Genomic DNA, 17,383 nt, shown 5'->3' with positions numbered 1-17,383 from the left:
GTTAATGTTTTGAATAGCAGTAGGTTGTTGTTGATTCGCTTTCGCGAAAGCGTGTTATATAGCTCACTTTTTAACCTCTAGCAAAGGTATGGTTTGAAACTAAGAAGAATAAAGCTTTAAACACATTTTTAATTATGGATAAATATTATATTTTTGCGCGTTCAATAAAGAAACTATGGCAACCTATAATAAACGAGGATACAAACCTAAAACTAAGAAAGAGAAAGAAGAAGTTGAAGAGATTCTAGATTCTGAATCCACTACTGCAGAAGTGTTCAGCACCTTAGATGAAGGAGCAAACAAAACTGAAGAATGGGTGACGAGAAATCAAAATACTATTCTATACATTATAGGTGGTCTTGCAATAGTGTTTATACTATGGTGGGCTTACACTCAATTCATCTTAGGTCCTAAGTCTGAAGAGGCTGTTGCAGAGATGACCCAAGCAAATATCTATTACAATGATGCTATCAATGCAACAGGTGATGTGCAAGATTCATTATACACACTAGCATTAGAAGGTGGTAATGGTAAATTTGGTCTGACAAGAATTATAGAAGAGTATTCTGGCACAGAAGCGGCAAACCTTGCTAACTATCAGGCAGGAATGGCTTATTTAAATTTAGGTGGAACTAACTATCAAAAAGCTATTGACCATTTAACTGCATATAAAGGTGGTGACTCTGTTTTAGAGTCTATATCTCTTGCAGGAATAGGTGATGCGCTAGTACAGGTTAATCAAACTGCAGATGCAGTTTCTTATTACATGCAAGCTGCCGAGACAAACCCTAATGATTTTACATCGCCTAAGTATTTATTAAAAGCGGCTAATGCTGCTCTTGCTACTGGTGATAAATCTACTGCTATTGAGGCTTTAGAAAAAATTGAATCTATGTATGCTGACGCTGATGAGGCTAGTACTGCAAAGGTACTTCTAGGTCAAGCGCAAGCATCAGGAAACTAATTCCATGGCAACTCAAGGAAAAAACTTATCACATTACGATAAAGATCAATTACCCGATGCTGCAGCAATGCGTATCGGGATTGTTGTTTCTGAATGGAATGATGATATTACAGAAAACCTGTATAAAGGCGCTGTAGAGACTTTAATAGATTGTGGTGTTGATCAGTTCAACATACATAGAATGAATGTTCCTGGTTCTTTTGAGCTTATCTATGGTTGTAAAACTATGCAACATAGATCCTATCCTGTGGTTAACAGAAGGACCAAGAAGCCTTTGGACGCGATAATTGCTATAGGTAATGTGATACGAGGAGAAACAGCTCATTTTGACTTTGTGTGCCAAGGTGTTACTCAAGGAATTAAAGATCTCAATTTAAACAAGACACGTATTCCCGTCATCTTTTGTGTTCTAACAGATGATACTCATGCTCAATCAGCTGCTCGCAGTGGTGGTCAACATGGTAATAAAGGATCTGAGGCAGCAATCGCTGCAATAAAAATGGCCGCTATTAAAAACGACCATTAATTTTTCTCACTCCATATAACTTTTAAAAAGCTGATTATTTTATAATCAGCTTTTTTGTTGTTTGTAGGTTACCAGCGGCTATGTTCACAAAGTATAATCCAGATTGGTAATTATTTACATCTATTATAGTAGTATTAGCGTCAACGGCTTGATTAATCTCATCGATGATCTGTCCTAGGCTATTCATAATTTGAATATCTATAGTGTCATTAATAGATGAATCGATTTGAATAGATACAATTGTACTTGTAGGGTTAGGATACATTTGAACTAAATTTGCTAACGTGTTTTCTTCATTAGATAGCGTGCTATTTAAGGCTATATTATCTATGAATGTACTGTTACTATAGTCATTAAGGTTTACAAACCTTAATACGATGTCATTTCCTATATAAGCGCTCAAGTCTATGCTTTCCTGTCTCCAATCTGCGGCAGTTGTAGGTGTCCATGTGCTATTGATATAAGGTACTGTGGCTAATGTTAAACCATCTTTAAAGTATATTTGATTAAAAGTTGAGCCACAATCTGTTGAGAGTTCTACTCTTAAACCGTCATTATATGTTGTCGACCATTGTGCTTTTGCAAGGTCAAAAGTCAACGTTGCCGTACCATTAAAATTTAAATCGTAATAGTTTGTTGTAAAAGAATCTGATTGCCCACGAGAATTATAGTTAGCACCATCTACAAATGCTGCTGTAGTTGGGTTACCATTACTGCCTATAATATTTAATTCTTCAGTCCATGTTATAGTGTTATCTGGATTATCAAGTATCCATCCGGTAGGTAACACACCATTGACATCAAAAGGTTCTGCAATATCTAATGATTCACTTGTAGCTGTGGCAAAATAATCAAATACTTTTTCATCATTAACTAACTGTTCATCGTTATTTAAACTAACCCATACACGCAATGTACCTGCACCATTATTAGTTACTGTTGCTGGTGAATTAAAGTTGTACAAAATAGAAGCTCCAGCGTTAAGGGTTCCATTATATGTTTCTTGTACTATCGCATCATTATTTATTTGATAAGATATTAAAAAATTAGATTGATCTTGTGAACCTAAATTTTCAATATTGGCAGATATAATGATTGGTCCAGGATTACATATGGTTTGAAAATCTGCCGCCGTGTTTAAAATGCTTGAAACAGTTAAATCGTTACTTAATGAACAATTGATCAATCCACCACCATCATACTCAATTGCGTTGGTGCGCAAACTAGTCCATCCATTACCACCATTAGCGCTTATAGCAATCCATTGAGCATCGCTTATATTTGTAATGGGTATACTATAACTTAAGGTAGAACTACTACCATTAACTTCCATAAATTGTTGACCTAATGTATATATATCATAAGATGTGGCTCCTGGAAGTGCATTCCATGATACATTTATATATGTGGGACATACTTGGGTAATGGATAGACCGGTCACCCGTTGTGCTATAGAAAACGGATTATCACTACTATCTGTATTACCATTACTATCTGAAATCCTTACTATACATTGACCTGATATATCATTAGGAACAGTCCATTCATATAGCAACGCCGTATTATTTACTGTTGTTATAGAATTCCAACTTATTCCGTTATCAATACTGTATTCAAGTGTAAGATTACCACTTGTGTTAGTTGCATCCCATTGTATAAACTCAGTACTATTAGGAGTTAGGGATTCACCACCGTTAGGATATGTAATGGTTAGTTGATCTTCTATGATTTCATAAACCACATAAAATTTTTGAATACCCATAGGGATATTAAAACCGGTAATATCTACAGTATAATCTCCTGCTATAGGGTTGTCTATTACTACTTGTTCCATATTATTAAGCCTATCTACACCAGTAGTAGCAGGTGCATTAAGAGTTACCGCATTAGGGTTACTATTTAATACCCAAGGATTGTAAATTGTACCAGCTGGATCGTTTACAATTAAATCTAGGTCGTTTACTAGAGCTGTGGAAGCACCAGTAGCGGCGGCTGGATCATTCCAGTATAGCATGATTCTTACTTGAGATGTATTTTGTGGTACAGGAATAATACGATTTTGTGATGTACCTTGTGATACCGTTCTACTAAAGAAATTGCGATTTTCAATGGTCTTTACGGCTCTTAATCCGTTAACAATTCCCCAACCATATTGAAAATCTGGACCCGTATTTCCTACGTCATTTGCGGTATTAAGCATAATCGCTTTTATTAAGGCAGACTCAGGTAAAATACCATTAGCTATGGTTTGATATGCATCATATAATTGTGCTGCTACACCAGCTATACCAGGAGCTGCACCTGATGTCCCACCAAATGATAAGTAACCATTATCTTCATCAGTAGAGATATGACCTTGTCCGTGAGCAGTGATATCTGGTTTAATACGTCCATCTGTGGCAGGTCCATTACTACTGCTGCCAGCAAGACTGCCGTCATCATTCACATTTGCGGTTGCAATAACATTTTTACCTTGTTTATGTCCACCAGTAATATTTCCCCATTGACCGCCAGCACCATATCCACAATCAGATCCATTAGAATTTCCAGCAGAGAAAACATGTAAGAGCGACGGTGTATTATTAATTTGGGAATCTACAGTATTTGCAGTGATCGTGTAACCTGCATTACAACCGTTTCCATAAGATGAATTAGTAATTTGCACGCTACCATTATTAATAAGTGATGTAGTTGAAAGGTCTAGAAATGAAGATGCATAGTTGGATATATACACATCTGATCCAGCTGCCATACCACGATTTTCAGGGTTGAGGTTTCCGGCACCTGCTAAAATGCCTGCAACACCATCGCCATGAGTTTGTCCTGTACCGCTTGCTTGAGAGTTATCAATACGTCCTTCAAAATCTATATGAGGTCCTACAATTCCGTCATCTCTTACTAGTACGCCTATTCCTGCACCAGTATAATTGCGTCCACCTACCTGTTGGGTGTCTAGACTATTAGATCTATGTAGACCTCTTCCATCAGTATCTTCTTTAATAGATGGTGGTGTAATTACGTCCATATATTGAACATAATTACGCGAGGCAATCTCATCAATACGGTCTATGTCTATAGCTAACATCGCGACATGACCAGTAGTGAAAATTTCTAAAATCTCTAGATCATCATTTTTTAAGAGAACACTTATCTCATCTAACGTAATGTTTTTAAAGTATTGAATTTGAATAAGGACTTTATCACCACGCAATGCCCATTCACCAATAGTTTCATTTTTGAGGTCATGTGATAATTTCATTCGGTTATCATAAGGTAGTATTGTAATAACACCTTTTTGTTTTAGAACTAATGGGTTTACTTCTTGTGACGCTGTAAAAGCATATGTTTTATGCGGTATGTAGGATTCAAGGGTAATTCCCGCTGCTTTTAAATCTTGTTGGATTGTGTAAGTAGGAGTTTGAGCAAATTGTAACCAGCCTGTGTAATTGTTTTTAAGAATACTGTTTTGTGGAAACTGTGACCATTGAAAATTATCAATATTAGAATCCATGGTAATGATATCCCCTTGAAAATCTATAGGGTAGGAATCTTGAGAAAAAGATAGCGTGCTAAAACAGATGATAAAAAAAGCGATAGCATATTGAAATGCATTTTTAATAGGGTTGGTAAGAGTCATTATAATAGGTGTCTTTATTGGAATCCTTAAATATAATGCCTAATCATCACAAAATGATTACAGGATTATAGAATAGCTTGATTTGTTGATTATTACGCTTTCGTGAAAGCGTAAATTTTAAACATAATAGGTACTTAAACTACAATTTTGTAAATAATAATCACATTGTTGATAGTCGGTATGGTGTTTGACGTAAGTAGTAGAGCATATTTATTAACTTTGTAATAAACCATGATTATGGGAATTCTAACACGTCGCAAAAATAAAAAGTACAGTTATGAACCTCGCTTTTATAAGCAAGAGGAAGGAACACGACCGTTTGAAATTAAACATAAATTTGATGAACACCGATCAACAATAGATGCTGGTGGTTTAAAAAATAGATTTAATACAGCGATGAGTGATTATAAGCAAGGTGTAGACGCCAGTGTGAAAAGACGCTTATATATTATTATAGCGGTGCTTGTATTAGTTTTTCTATGGTTAATTGATTTTGATTTATCCATATTTAAATTTTAGATTGACTTCATGTCAGACATTATAAGATTATTGCCCGATCACGTGGCTAACCAGATCGCGGCTGGAGAAGTTGTACAACGACCTGCCAGTGTGGTAAAGGAATTACTAGAAAATGCTATTGATGCTGGTGCTACACAAATTTCTTTAATTATTAAAGATGCAGGTAAAACGCTTATACAAGTTATTGATGACGGTAAAGGTATGAGTATGACAGATGCTCGTATGGCATTTGAAAGACATGCTACTTCAAAAATAACTAATGCAAATGATCTTTTTAATTTACATACTAAAGGTTTCCGTGGTGAAGCACTCGCTTCTGTGGCGGCAATTGCACATGTTTCTTTAAAAACAAAAAGGGAAGAAGATGATCTAGGGACTATTCTAGAGATAGAAGGTAGTAATGTAGTTAATCAAGAGCCAGTAGTCACTACAAAGGGTACTATGATTAGCGTGCGCAATTTATTTTATAATGTACCTGCAAGACGTAAATTTTTAAAATCTGATAATGTAGAATTACGCAACATTACTGATGAGTTTCATCGTGTCGCCATGGCACATCCACAAGTAGGTCTCAAATTTTCTAGTAATGACACAGAGCTGTTTAATTTACCCATAAGTAATTATAGACAGCGTATTGTAAATATAATGGGAGCAAAGACTAACGAAAAGTTAGTTCCTGTAGAAGAAGAAACAGAACTCGTGAAAATTACTGGTTTTGTTGGTAAACCAGAGTTTGCTCGTAAAACTAAGGGATTACAATACTTTTTTGTTAATGATCGATTTATCAAGCATAACTACTTACATCATGCAGTGACTAGTGCATTTGAAGGCTTGCTTAAAGAAAAAAACAATCCGACCTATTTCTTATTCCTAGATGTCCCTAAGGATAGTGTTGATATTAATATTCACCCTACAAAAACCGAGGTCAAATTTGATGATGAGCATAGCTTATATGCTATAGTTAGAGCAAGCGTAAAACACGCTCTAGGTCAATTTAGTATTAATGCAATTGATTTTGATAAAGAACCTCAGTATGAGGTTCCTTATGAGTACACTAAAAAGAATACGAGTAGTCCTAAAATTGAGGTGAATCCAGATTTTAATCCGTTCTCAAGTTCAGATACTTCTAATTCTAGCAAGCCGTCACCATCCTATAGTAAACCAGCACCACAAGCATGGGAATCCTTATATGCTGGATTAGACGAATCTTCAACCTTGCAGGATGAGACTGAAGAGGTATCAATGACGACATCAATGTTTGAGGAAGAGAAAGTAACTCGCAATATTTTTCAATTACAGCGCAAATTCATTATCAGCACATTAAAGAGTGGTATGCTAGTAATACATCAAAATAGAGCTCATGAGCGCGTGCTGTATGAGCAATTATTAAAGCATATTACTGTACAAAGAGGCACTAGTCAACAACTTTTATTCCCTTTGAGGCTTAATTTACCTGTAGACGAAGTGTCTATTTTAACACAATTACAAGACCAGCTAGAGCAGACAGGTTTTATCTTTAAAACATTAGCAAATAATGTTGTTGAAATAGTTGGTTTACCTATTCAATTAAAAGAAAAACATGTGCCAGAAGTTCTAGAGACTATTATAAGAGATAGTGAACTAGATCTACCCAAAGAGAGTTTTTCTCAATCAGATCGTCTAGCAGCAACCATGGCTAGAGGTATGGCCATAAGAAGTGGAGAATCGATGAGTCAAGAGGCAATGGAGAACCTTGTGGATGAATTATTTGCTTGTAAAGAGTCAGAACTTACCGCTCAAGGAAAAAAGGTGTTCATAAATATCACAGGCGAAAGCCTAAATTTAAAGTTTAACTAGTATGTTTAGTAACATGACACCTGTAGTAAAAGGCATTATTATTCTTAATGTCGTTTTTTATATAGGGACAGTTTTTATTGCGCCAGGTTTATATGATACGTTTGCTCTTCATTTTTTTGAAGATCCGAGATTTCATTTCTGGCAACCTATCACGCATATGTTTATGCACGATTCAGCTAATTTTTTGCATATTTTAATGAATATGTATGTTCTCGCAATCTTCGGTCCACCACTAGAACGCTGGATGGGAAACAATAAGTTTATATTTTTTTACTTAAGCTCAGGAATAGGAGCTTATTTATTAACTACAGGAATAGATTACTACGAGTATGTAACATGGTCTAGCGAGGCCATAGAGGCTGGTGCATCACAGGCTATTGTGAATCAACAACTTTTTGGTACAGTGAGTGATCCTAATTTTTGGGGTGTAATGGTAGGAGCGAGTGGATGCACCTTTGGTGTACTTGCAGGATTTGCTTTTTTATATCCTAATGTGAAATTACAAATTCTATTTATTCCTTTTCCTATTGCGGCTAAATGGTTGATAGGTGCCTATTTTGCTTATGAAACTATTGCTACTTTAGGCATTACAGGAGTACAAGATAATATAGGTCATGCTGCTCATGTAGGTGGTGCCATTGTAGGGTTTATAATTACCTGGTACTGGAAAAGAAATAGCATGGACAAATACCGCTGGGATTAATGGATTTTATAGATAACTTAAAAAGTAAGTATGCTCAGCAATCTGCGTTAGGACAGTTAATAGTTGTAATTGTAACTTTTACATTATTATCGTGGTTGCTACAGTATTTATATCAACCATCATACTATTGGTTTAGATTGCCACCAGGTTTGTGGGAAACTTTATTGCAACCATGGTCTATTCTTACTTATGCGTTTTTACATTCAGGTATTTTTCATTTATTCTGGAATATGTTGATCCTGTTCAGTTTTGGACAGATGATGCTTAATTTTTTTAATAGTCGTCAACTAATCACTTTATTCTTTGCAGGTGTTTTAAGTGGAGCTGCTTTTTATTTATTAGGTGAAAGCTTGTTTTCTACCTATGTAAATTCAGCTGGATTAGTAGGAGCAAGTGCTGGTGTTTATGCAGTAGCCTTATTTGTATGCTCATATCAGCCAGATACAGAGGTGCGATTGATTTTCTTTAACCTTAAACTTAAGTATATAGGATACTTCTTATTGGTAATGACTATAGCTGGTATTTTTGCACGTGATAATGTTGGTGGTAACCTAGCGCATTTAGGTGGTATCGCAATAGGTTTTTATGCAGCAATTAAAATGCGTGAAGGAACAGATATTCTTAAAGGGCTAACTTCACTAGGAGATTCTTTTATGGCCTTTTTTAAAGCATCACCTAAAAAGGAGAAAAAGGCCAAGATGAAAACGGTTTATCGCAATAAAAAATCTGCTACAAGTACTTCTAAAGAGAAGTCAACACAGCAAGTGAAAATAGACACTATTCTAGATAAAATATCTGCAAGCGGTTATGAAAGCCTTAGTAAAGCAGAGAAGGATTTTTTATTTAAAGCTGGTAAGGATTAAGCTATGAATTATTTAAGTGACGCTTTCGCGAAAGCGTCATCACACAAACCACCGTTCTATAATTTAATCAATGTAAGGACGTGGTAGCTGCCATTTAAATTTAACGGCTAGCATACGTATAACGATTACTGAAACTCCAGATACTATAAAGGTGATATTTTCTGGGGCTTCAAATTTTCTAAGGATAAAATAAATTGCTCCACCTGCAATACAAGCAGTAGCATAAATATTTTTACGGAAAATAACAGGGATTTCATTTACAAGTATATCCCTAATCACACCACCAAAACAAGCAGTAATACAACCTAGAGTTACACATATAAATGGATGTAGCCCTGCGGTGATACCCATTTCTAGTCCTACAACAGTATATAGACCTATACCTATGGTGTCAAAAAAGAAGAGTGTCTTACGTAGTTTTAATAACCTTTGACTAAAAATGAAAGTTACCAGTACACATATTAATATGGTATAGACTAAATTCATATTAGTCATCCAGGATACGGGACTTACTCCTAGTAAGATATCTCTTAACGTACCACCACCAGCAGCGGTAACAAATGCAATGATAATAATACCAAAGGCATCTAGTTTTTTATTGTAAGCGGCTAGCGCACCAGATATGGCAAACGCTACCGTTCCCAATAAATCAATTACTTGTATAAAATCCATCTAACGTCCTTGTGTGAGGTATGTATAGTCTTTAAGGACAGTACGTATAAATATACCGTCTCTCAATTCTGAATTTGTTTGTAGTAGTTGTTCTACCTTATTGCGCAATTGATGTAAAGCTTTAAAATCAAGACTTTCTTCAGCAAGTCTATAAATTTCTTTAATCTCATTAACATCATTATCACTTAAGTTATTGACCATCATAAATGTGGGCTTATAACTATGATCTACCTCTTCTAAAATAGTATGACTGATTTTAGTTTTCTTTCGAGCATCGATCACTATGGTATCTGATGCTGAGTCTCCTAAACGCTGATTTTTTTCTGTAAAAATGATAGCAATGATACCTACACCGCCATTGGTAGACCATATATCTATCAATCTTATGATCCATGTGGTTAGATAGTCAGACCATCGTGCAGGTGATCCATCTATTTTTACCACTCTCATTTTCATTATAAATTTGCCAGGTGTCCTACCGCCAAAGGCAATATTAAAGAAGAGGCTATAAAAGGCAACTGGTAAAAATAATAATTCTGATATGCCAAAATAAGTGTTATTGTCTACTATATCTCTAAAGCCTAGACCTATGTAATCAATAAGTATTAAATAGACAGCCATTATCAATAAGTCTATGATAAAGGCAACTATGCGATGTCCTAAACTAGAAACTTGATAGTTAATATTTACATTTTGAGCTGTATTTACATTTGTGTTGGACATGCTGGAATTAGTTTTTATCTTAGCCAAAAAACGTGCTATGCGTGAAGCAGCTTTTGTGAAGCAAAATAAGGAAAAATGGGTGGCATTTGAAAAGGCTCTAGACTCTAATTCTAAAATTGATCCAGATTACCTTGCAGAGCTTTATATACAATTGACTAATGATTTATCATTTGCTCAAACTTATTACAAAAAAAGTAAAACTTTACTTTATTTAAATTCTTTAGCGAGTCAGGCACATCAAAAAATTTATATTAATAAGAAAGAAAGTGGTAATCGTATTATCGACTTTTGGAAAATAGAGTTTCCTTTATTTTTTGCAAATCATCAACGCACTTTGTTTTATGCCTTTGCCATATTTATGGTTGCTGTTGCCATAGGTGCTATAAGTACTATATATGACGATTCTTTTACGAGATTAATACTAGGTGATCGTTATGTGAATGAAACTTTAGAAAATATAAGAAACGGTAACCCTACTGGTATTTATCAAGATGACGGTGCTCTAGGTATGTTTCTATGGATTACTAAAAATAACATACAAGTAGGTATGCTATGTTTTGCAGCAGGACTACTTACTTCCATAGGGTCTGGATATATATTATTTAATAATGGTATAATGGTAGGAACTTTTTTTGCTATGTTTTCTAATGAGGATGTGGCTGTAGAAGCTTGGAGTGTTATTATGCTGCATGGTACCATTGAGTTATCTGTGATTGTAATTTGCGGTGCTGCAGGCATGATTATGGGAAACTCTATTTTATTTCCAGGTACTTATTCTAGGCGAGTATCATTTGTCAAAGGAGCAAAGAAAGGACTCAAAGTACTTATCAGTACCATACCATTATTTATAGTTGCAGGATTTATTGAAGGATTTGTAACTAGATATGCATTTATGCCATCTATTCTTAAATATGCAATTTTGTTATTAAGTTCTGTTATAATTGTAGGATATTACATTGTTTATCCTAATTACCTAAAAAGAAAAAATGAGGAAATACATAGAGCCCAGATTACGTAGAGATTTTGGAGGAATAATATCTGCTTATTTTGATTTTCTAAAAGGAAACTTTAAAGAAATCATTAACATGTTTGTAGGTTATAATGGCGTTTTTGTCATCTTTATCTTAGTCAGTGTTTATTTGATGATCACTGGTGTTGTAGCTATAGCAATTGCTCAAAATAGTTATTCTATAGGTGGATCAAATGCAGAGGAGTCTGCGGCAATCATGACAGGTCTAGGTTTGATTCTTTTGATTCTTGTAATGTTAGTGGCTACGTTATTAAACTATACATTATCTAGTGCATATGTGAGTTTATATGAAATACGTAAAGTCAACAATATACCACGTAAAGATGCATGGGAAAAAGCAAAACGACATTTGGGTGGTATTTTTCTAGTGGCACTAGTAGCTATCGGGTTATACTTTTTGTACATAATTGTTCAAGTAATACTTGCTTTTATACCCATCTTAGGTTCAATTATTAGTTTATTTATAGGGCTAGGTTTTAATGCATGGATCAGTCTTACTATTTTTAGTTATGTACATAATGATGATTCCACCGTTTTTGGCGCTTTTGGAGAAGCGTGGGATCTCCTATTCAGTAATTTCTGGAAGGCTATAGGAGTTAATTTTGTATTAGGATTAATTATTCAAATATCGCTAATGGCTCTTAATATTTTACCGGCGGTGTTAGTAGGTGTTTACATCTTTCATACGGTTGAGTCAGGAACTAGTTTAGATGAAAGTGTTTTTGGTCAGATTTTATTAGTTGTAGTTATTAGTCTTTTTTGTTTAATGTTAATGTTCATCCAATTACTATCACAAACCATTAACGCATTTGTTTACTTTAATTTACATGAATTTAAAAACAATACTTATTTGCGTTCCCGAATTGAAAAAATAGGTGAGAACATATGAGAAAATTGATCTTCTTATGGCTTGTTTTGATGTCCGCTTTCGCGAAAGCGCAATCACTACAAGATCTCATTCCTAAAATAGAGGAACGTCCTCGAGAAATTACAGATACCTTAAATCGTGATTATGATGACCGAAGTCTGGACATTCCAGATTTAGGAGAAGATTTGAGAGAACTTTATACTGGCAATGATTTTTACTACTATGAAGTCTCTGATGAAGGAGATAATTTTTTCACAAGATTTCTCAATGGTATATTTAACTGGATAGGAGATGTTTTTGGAATCGAAATTGATCCTTTTTGGGCGCAGGTTTTAAAAGTGCTCATCTTTACAATCATGGCAGCAGTAGGTATTTACTTTTTAGTAAGATTGTTATCTAAAGAAAGTGCTCAATCCTTGTTAACTCGTCACTCTAGAGTAGCTGCCACGATTAATATGGAAGAAACTCATATAGAACAAATAGATTTAACCCAATTAATAAAGGATAGCGTTGCAACTGGTAATTATAGAAATGCGGTACGATATCTATATCTAGATGCCTTAAAGTGGTTAAGTGCAAATCAAAAAATTGAGTGGGATTTTCAAAAAACAAACTCAGACTACTATAGAGAGCTCGATGAACCTATACTTAAAGAACGTTTTAAGAAAATATCCTATCTCTATGATTATGTATGGTATGGTGAGTTTGAACTCAATGAACATACTTTTAATGACGCCAGAACAGAATTTGAATCTCTTAAAAATCAAATAATATGATAGATAAGAGAGCAAAAATGATATTGTATATATTGCTAGGTGTTATAGTGATGCTTTTCTTTTTTGAGAGTAGTAGACCTAGACCATTGAACTGGCAAAAAAGTTTTACTAGTGGTGATAAAATTCCTTTTGGAGCATTTGTTTTATATGATCAATTAGATGAGATATTTAAGCGAGTTGACATCACCTCTATAGATCAAGTGCCAGTTGACTTCTTACTGGAGAACGATTCAATATCCAATGCAAACTATATTTTTATAAATGATTATCTCAGTTTTGATAGTGTAGAGAGTGATTATTTAATGGACTTTGTTGCTCGTGGCAATAAAGTTTTTATAGCTAGTAATGGTGCTTATGGCTCACTGGCAGATACATTAGGATTAGAAACTAATTCTGCATCATATTATGCTTACTCGAGAAGAGATACCATTAGGACCAGATTAGTTAATAAGTCTTTAAAAGATAGAAGTTATGTCTATGAAAAAGGTGCAGATTATAAATTCTTTGAAGTCTATGATACATTAAACACAAAGGTACTAGGTGAAGTATTAGCTTTTGAACCATCAAAAGGATACATAGCAGATTATTTAAAGGATACTTTAGAAGATGAAGATGATAAGTATGAGAATGAAGAGAAACCTATTATTAATGGAGATGACAAGGAAGATAAAAGATTAACTAGAGAGACTCCACAAGTTAATTTTGTTGAGGTAAAAGTAGGAGATGGAGCTTTTTATTATAATCTCAACCCTATAGCATTCACTAATTATTATATGCTTAAAGATGGTAAACATCAATATGCAGTAGAGGCTTTAAGTTATATGAATGATGGCCCAGTTTTTTTTGATGACTATGGTAAGTCCGGTCGTAAGGTCATTAAATCACCCATGCGATTTGTATTATCACAACCAGCTTTAAAATGGGCTTATTACATCGCATTATTGGGAATTATTATTTATATGATATTTGCCAGTAAACGTCGTCAACGCATTATACCTATAATTGAACCTCTTAAAAATAGTTCTGTAGAGTTTACAAAAACAATAGGTAGCTTGTATTATCAAACGGGTGATTATAGCAGTATTATCGATAAAAAAATCAATTATTTCTTAGAACGATTACGTTCAAAATACTTTGTAGATACTCAAAAATTAGATGCTACCTTTATCAAAAGACTAGCAGTTAAATCTGGGAAATCTCAAAATTTTACAGAAGATGTTATTTTATACATCAATAAATTGCGAGCTAAGTCAGTTCACAATGAATATGAATTAAAACAACTTAATAAAAGGATTGAAGCCTTTTTAAAGGATTAAATAATTATGGAAGAAAATAAAGATCAACTCCAGCCACAAGATAATAATTCTGAACCTTTACATGAGGCAGCACAAGAACAGTTTATACAATCTCCTATAGAAGAATTAGATACTTCTGCCGTTGTTTCAGATCCATCTAGTGTTGAAGAAGATTCACATAAAGATGGATTAGCATTTAAGAATAGATTAGATCTAACAGAGCTATCTGCCGCAGTGGTTAAGATAAAAAATCAGTTAGGTAAAGTGATAGTAGGTCAAGAAGAGATGATTGATTTATTAATAGTATCTATTCTAGCAAATGGACATTCTTTAATAGAAGGTGTGCCAGGTGTAGCAAAAACGGTCACAGCAAAATTACTAGCCAAAACCATGCAAATAGGTTTTTCTCGTATTCAATTTACACCTGATTTAATGCCTAGCGACATTTTAGGAACGAGTGTTTTTAGTATGAAAAATAATGAGTTTGAGTTTAAGGCAGGACCTATATTTTCTAACATCATACTTATAGATGAGATCAATCGTGCACCAGCAAAAACTCAAGCTGCACTTTTTGAAGCGATGGCTGAACGTCAGGTAACTATTGATGGACATGAATATAATCTAGAATCACCTTTCTTAGTATTTGCTACTCAAAATCCTGTTGAACAAGAAGGTACGTATCGATTACCAGAAGCACAATTAGACCGATTTCTATTCAAAATTAATGTAGACTATCCTAATCTAGCAGAAGAGATTAAAATATTAGAAGGTAACCATGCTAGAAAAAATGAAGATCCAGAAACGTTAATTGAAGGTGTCTTAACCGCAGCAACGATTAAAAAATATCAATCAATCATCAAAGAAATTATTATTGAGGATAATTTGATAAAATACATTGCTGAAATTGTATTGAATACCCGTAACAATGCAAATCTTTATCTAGGTGCCTCACCACGTGCTTCTATAGCTATAATGAATGGCTCTAAAGCATATGCTGCCTTAATGGGACGTGATTTTGTGACACCAGATGATATTAAATATATCGCAAAATCTGTAATGTGTCACAGAATTATTTTAACACCAGAAAGAGAGATGGAAGGCTTTACAGCAGATCGTGCTGTTGCACAAATTCTAGAAACTATAGAGATTCCTAGATAGTGAAAAAGAAACTCCATAAATTTTATAAGAGTATTTATTTCTCAAAGCGCTTTTTTCAGGTGCTTATTGGGCTAGTGATACTATTGATAGTCTCTTTTTTATTTCCGGCTATTTTCAGTTATTTAAAGTTTGCGTTTTATCTGTTTATTGCACTTACTATTCTCGATGTTATATTAGTATATCGACTTAAAAAAGGAATTAAAGCAAAACGTAATATTCCAGATAAATTATCAAATGGAGACGATAACCCTATAAATATTGCTATTGCAAATCAATATCCTTATAAAATTGCTATTAAAATTATTGATGAATTACCTGTTCAGTTCCAGAAGCGAGACTTTGTTATAGACACAACTATTGAGTCAGGTAAGTCTAGAGAGTTTAATTATACAGTGAGACCTGTAGAACGCGGTGAGTATCACTTTGGGTCTTTAAATGTTTACGTATCCAGTTTTTTAAGTTTTATAGAACGGCGTTATCTTTTTGATGCAGACGCTATGGCGCCTACATATCCTTCTTTTTTACAAATGCGTAAGTATGAGTTGATGGCTTTTACCAATAAACTCAAAGACTACGGAATGAAAAAAATACGTAGGATAGGGCACACCATGGAATTTGAGCAAATTAAAGACTATGTGCCAGGCGATGATGTGCGCAATATCAACTGGAAAGCCAGTGCAAAACGTGGGCAATTAATGCTTAATCAATATCAAGATGAAAAATCACAACCGGTCTATTCTGTTATTGATAAAGGACGTGTGATGAAAATGCCTTTTGAAGGTATGAAATTGATTGATTATGCCATTAATGCAACCTTAGTAATCAGTAATATAGCCTTAAAAAAAGGTGACAAGGCTGGTATGTTTGGCTTTTCAGACCGCATATCTAATCAGGTGGTAGCTCAAAAAAGAGCCTCGCAAATGAATCTTATTCTCGAGACGCTTTATAATGTTGATACAGATTTTAAAGAAAGTGATTTCTCCAGATTATATATAGACGTAAAACGCAAGATTACAAATCGTAGTTTACTCCTATTGTATACAAACTTTGAAACACTAGATGCTTTACATAGACAATTACCCTATTTACAAGCCATTGCAAAAAATCATTTATTGGTGATTATATTCTTTGAGAACACAGAACTTAAAGAAATGCTGACTGAAGAAGTAGATACGACTCGTGAGATATTTGATAAAACCATCGCAGAAAAGTTTATCTATGAAAAGAAACTCATAGTTAATGAGTTGAACAAATATGGTATCCAAACTATTCTTACAGAACCACAACACCTCACTGTAAATACGATTAACAAATATCTTGAAATCAAAGCAAGAGGTTTATTATAAAGTGATCTATCTATGGGTGCTGCAAAGTTTTACTTCTTTAACACAAAGTGGCGTACTTATCCCAGATCGGTTCAATGGTGCCTTTCTATAGCTATGGGTTTATTGATAATAGTACCACAATTTATTATCCCAGATCTGTGGTTTGGTATACCAAGTACGGTACTATATTTAATAGGATTAGTTTATTTAATATGGTCTGCAACTCGCAAAAATGCACTTCATTGGAAAAGAGATAATCAAGTTAAACTTAAGATAGATGGAAGGACTTTAGAACTAGACATGAAATTCATTTCGCAAGTGTAGATAGAGGATGATCAGCTACACATCAGGCGTATCAATCGTTTAGATTCATTTTCGACTTCTCATTTAAAACCTTTAGATATAGATAACTTGGTAGCTTTATTAAAAGAGTACGAGCCATAGCCTGCTTAAAAATACAACTCGGTACTTATTTATGACAGTTGGGT

16 protein-coding genes are annotated in these 17,383 nt (G+C 34.3%); 13 read left to right on the top strand and 3 right to left on the bottom strand.

The genetic code is table 11. From position 1 onward, the window contains the following. Positions 1-175: 175 nt before the first annotated feature. Complete coding sequence (locus BST92_RS00185) at positions 176-964, top strand: tetratricopeptide repeat protein (protein ID WP_105069641.1); 789 nt, start codon at positions 176-178, stop codon at positions 962-964. A 4-nt stretch (positions 965-968) separates the two neighbouring features. Continuing rightward, positions 969-1,490, top strand: a complete 522-nt coding sequence (gene ribH, locus BST92_RS00180; RefSeq protein ID WP_105069640.1) for a 6,7-dimethyl-8-ribityllumazine synthase — start codon at positions 969-971, stop codon at positions 1,488-1,490. A 34-nt stretch (positions 1,491-1,524) separates the two neighbouring features. Here the strand turns inward: ribH and BST92_RS00175 are convergent, their stop codons facing one another. Beyond that, complete coding sequence (locus tag BST92_RS00175; protein ID WP_211292405.1) at positions 1,525-5,127, bottom strand: S8 family serine peptidase; 3,603 nt, start codon at positions 5,125-5,127, stop codon at positions 1,525-1,527. Between the two features lie 237 nt (positions 5,128-5,364). Here BST92_RS00175 and BST92_RS00170 point away from each other — a divergent pair, with 237 nt between their 5' ends. Genes BST92_RS00170 through BST92_RS00155 form a run of 4 tightly spaced genes read left to right on the top strand, consistent with a single transcriptional unit; the run spans position 5,365 to position 9,048 of the window. Next, complete coding sequence (locus BST92_RS00170; RefSeq protein WP_105069639.1) at positions 5,365-5,646, top strand: riboflavin synthase subunit beta; 282 nt, start codon at positions 5,365-5,367, stop codon at positions 5,644-5,646. A gap of 9 nt (positions 5,647-5,655) precedes the next feature. Beyond that, on the top strand, positions 5,656-7,482 hold the full coding sequence (gene mutL, locus BST92_RS00165; RefSeq protein ID WP_105069638.1) for a DNA mismatch repair endonuclease MutL: 1,827 nt from the start codon (positions 5,656-5,658) through the stop codon (positions 7,480-7,482). A gap of 1 nt (position 7,483) precedes the next feature. Further along, complete coding sequence (locus BST92_RS00160) at positions 7,484-8,185, top strand: rhomboid family intramembrane serine protease (protein WP_245910817.1); 702 nt, start codon at positions 7,484-7,486, stop codon at positions 8,183-8,185. Continuing rightward, complete coding sequence (locus BST92_RS00155; protein ID WP_105069637.1) at positions 8,185-9,048, top strand: rhomboid family protein; 864 nt, start codon at positions 8,185-8,187, stop codon at positions 9,046-9,048. The genes BST92_RS00160 and BST92_RS00155 overlap by 1 nt, the downstream gene beginning before the upstream one ends. Positions 9,049-9,111: 63 nt before the next feature. On the opposite strand, the gene BST92_RS00150 is transcribed toward BST92_RS00155, so the two are convergent. Both BST92_RS00150 and BST92_RS00145 read right to left on the bottom strand, forming a co-directional pair. Beyond that, the gene (locus BST92_RS00150) at positions 9,112-9,720 is read right to left on the bottom strand and encodes a trimeric intracellular cation channel family protein (protein WP_105069636.1); all 609 of its coding nucleotides are present in this window, start codon (positions 9,718-9,720) and stop codon (positions 9,112-9,114) included. Next, entirely contained in the window at positions 9,721-10,443 is a 723-nt protein-coding gene (locus BST92_RS00145) for an RDD family protein (protein ID WP_105069635.1), read from the bottom strand. 37 nt (positions 10,444-10,480) lie between these two features. On the opposite strand from BST92_RS00145, the gene BST92_RS00140 reads away from it, so the two are divergent. The 7 genes from BST92_RS00140 (at position 10,481) to BST92_RS00110 (ending at position 17,219) form a co-directional block, all read left to right on the top strand. Then, positions 10,481-11,461: a stage II sporulation protein M gene (locus BST92_RS00140; RefSeq protein WP_105072149.1), complete on the top strand. Its 981-nt coding sequence runs from the start codon at positions 10,481-10,483 to the stop codon at positions 11,459-11,461. Continuing rightward, positions 11,430-12,362 carry a hypothetical protein gene (locus tag BST92_RS00135; protein ID WP_105069634.1) on the top strand — a complete coding sequence of 311 codons (933 nt, stop codon included), beginning with the start codon at positions 11,430-11,432 and terminating at the stop codon, positions 12,360-12,362. Before BST92_RS00140 ends, BST92_RS00135 begins: the two co-directional genes overlap by 32 nt. After that, positions 12,359-13,117: a DUF4129 domain-containing protein gene (locus tag BST92_RS00130; protein WP_105069633.1), complete on the top strand. Its 759-nt coding sequence runs from the start codon at positions 12,359-12,361 to the stop codon at positions 13,115-13,117. The genes BST92_RS00135 and BST92_RS00130 overlap by 4 nt, the downstream gene beginning before the upstream one ends. Continuing rightward, entirely contained in the window at positions 13,114-14,433 is a 1,320-nt protein-coding gene (locus tag BST92_RS00125; RefSeq protein ID WP_105069632.1) for a DUF4350 domain-containing protein, read from the top strand. Before BST92_RS00130 ends, BST92_RS00125 begins: the two co-directional genes overlap by 4 nt. Before the next feature lie 6 nt (positions 14,434-14,439). Then, positions 14,440-15,570, top strand: coding sequence for an AAA family ATPase (locus BST92_RS00120; RefSeq protein ID WP_105069631.1), 1,131 nt, complete (start codon positions 14,440-14,442; stop codon positions 15,568-15,570). A 65-nt stretch (positions 15,571-15,635) separates the two neighbouring features. Continuing rightward, entirely contained in the window at positions 15,636-16,916 is a 1,281-nt protein-coding gene (locus tag BST92_RS00115) for a DUF58 domain-containing protein (RefSeq protein ID WP_211292511.1), read from the top strand. 12 nt (positions 16,917-16,928) lie between these two features. Next, positions 16,929-17,219 (top strand): hypothetical protein, encoded by a 291-nt coding sequence (locus BST92_RS00110; protein WP_105069629.1) that lies wholly within the window; start codon positions 16,929-16,931, stop codon positions 17,217-17,219. The last annotated feature ends 164 nt before the right edge of the window (positions 17,220-17,383 follow it).

Origin of the sequence: Nonlabens arenilitoris, assembly GCF_002954765.1 — a bacterium.
In the GTDB taxonomy this organism is placed as follows: Bacteria; Bacteroidota; Bacteroidia; order Flavobacteriales; family Flavobacteriaceae; genus Nonlabens; species Nonlabens arenilitoris.
This window is presented reverse-complemented; position numbering and strand designations above follow the sequence as displayed.

Bases quoted from the DNA above. Each gene is read 5' to 3' on its own strand.
- BST92_RS00185 (WP_105069641.1), top strand. From the start codon at position 176: ATGGCAACCTATAATAAACGAGGATACAAACCTAAAACTAAGAAAGAG.
- ribH (WP_105069640.1), top strand. From the start codon at position 969: ATGGCAACTCAAGGAAAAAACTTATCACATTACGATAAAGATCAATTA.
- BST92_RS00175 (WP_211292405.1), bottom strand. From the start codon at position 5,127: ATGACTCTTACCAACCCTATTAAAAATGCATTTCAATATGCTATCGCT.
- BST92_RS00170 (WP_105069639.1), top strand. From the start codon at position 5,365: ATGGGAATTCTAACACGTCGCAAAAATAAAAAGTACAGTTATGAACCT.
- mutL (WP_105069638.1), top strand. From the start codon at position 5,656: ATGTCAGACATTATAAGATTATTGCCCGATCACGTGGCTAACCAGATC.
- BST92_RS00160 (WP_245910817.1), top strand. From the start codon at position 7,484: ATGTTTAGTAACATGACACCTGTAGTAAAAGGCATTATTATTCTTAAT.
- BST92_RS00155 (WP_105069637.1), top strand. From the start codon at position 8,185: ATGGATTTTATAGATAACTTAAAAAGTAAGTATGCTCAGCAATCTGCG.
- BST92_RS00150 (WP_105069636.1), bottom strand. From the start codon at position 9,720: ATGGATTTTATACAAGTAATTGATTTATTGGGAACGGTAGCGTTTGCC.
- BST92_RS00145 (WP_105069635.1), bottom strand. From the start codon at position 10,443: ATGTCCAACACAAATGTAAATACAGCTCAAAATGTAAATATTAACTAT.
- BST92_RS00140 (WP_105072149.1), top strand. From the start codon at position 10,481: ATGCGTGAAGCAGCTTTTGTGAAGCAAAATAAGGAAAAATGGGTGGCA.
- BST92_RS00135 (WP_105069634.1), top strand. From the start codon at position 11,430: ATGAGGAAATACATAGAGCCCAGATTACGTAGAGATTTTGGAGGAATA.
- BST92_RS00130 (WP_105069633.1), top strand. From the start codon at position 12,359: ATGAGAAAATTGATCTTCTTATGGCTTGTTTTGATGTCCGCTTTCGCG.
- BST92_RS00125 (WP_105069632.1), top strand. From the start codon at position 13,114: ATGATAGATAAGAGAGCAAAAATGATATTGTATATATTGCTAGGTGTT.
- BST92_RS00120 (WP_105069631.1), top strand. From the start codon at position 14,440: ATGGAAGAAAATAAAGATCAACTCCAGCCACAAGATAATAATTCTGAA.
- BST92_RS00110 (WP_105069629.1), top strand. From the start codon at position 16,929: ATGGGTGCTGCAAAGTTTTACTTCTTTAACACAAAGTGGCGTACTTAT.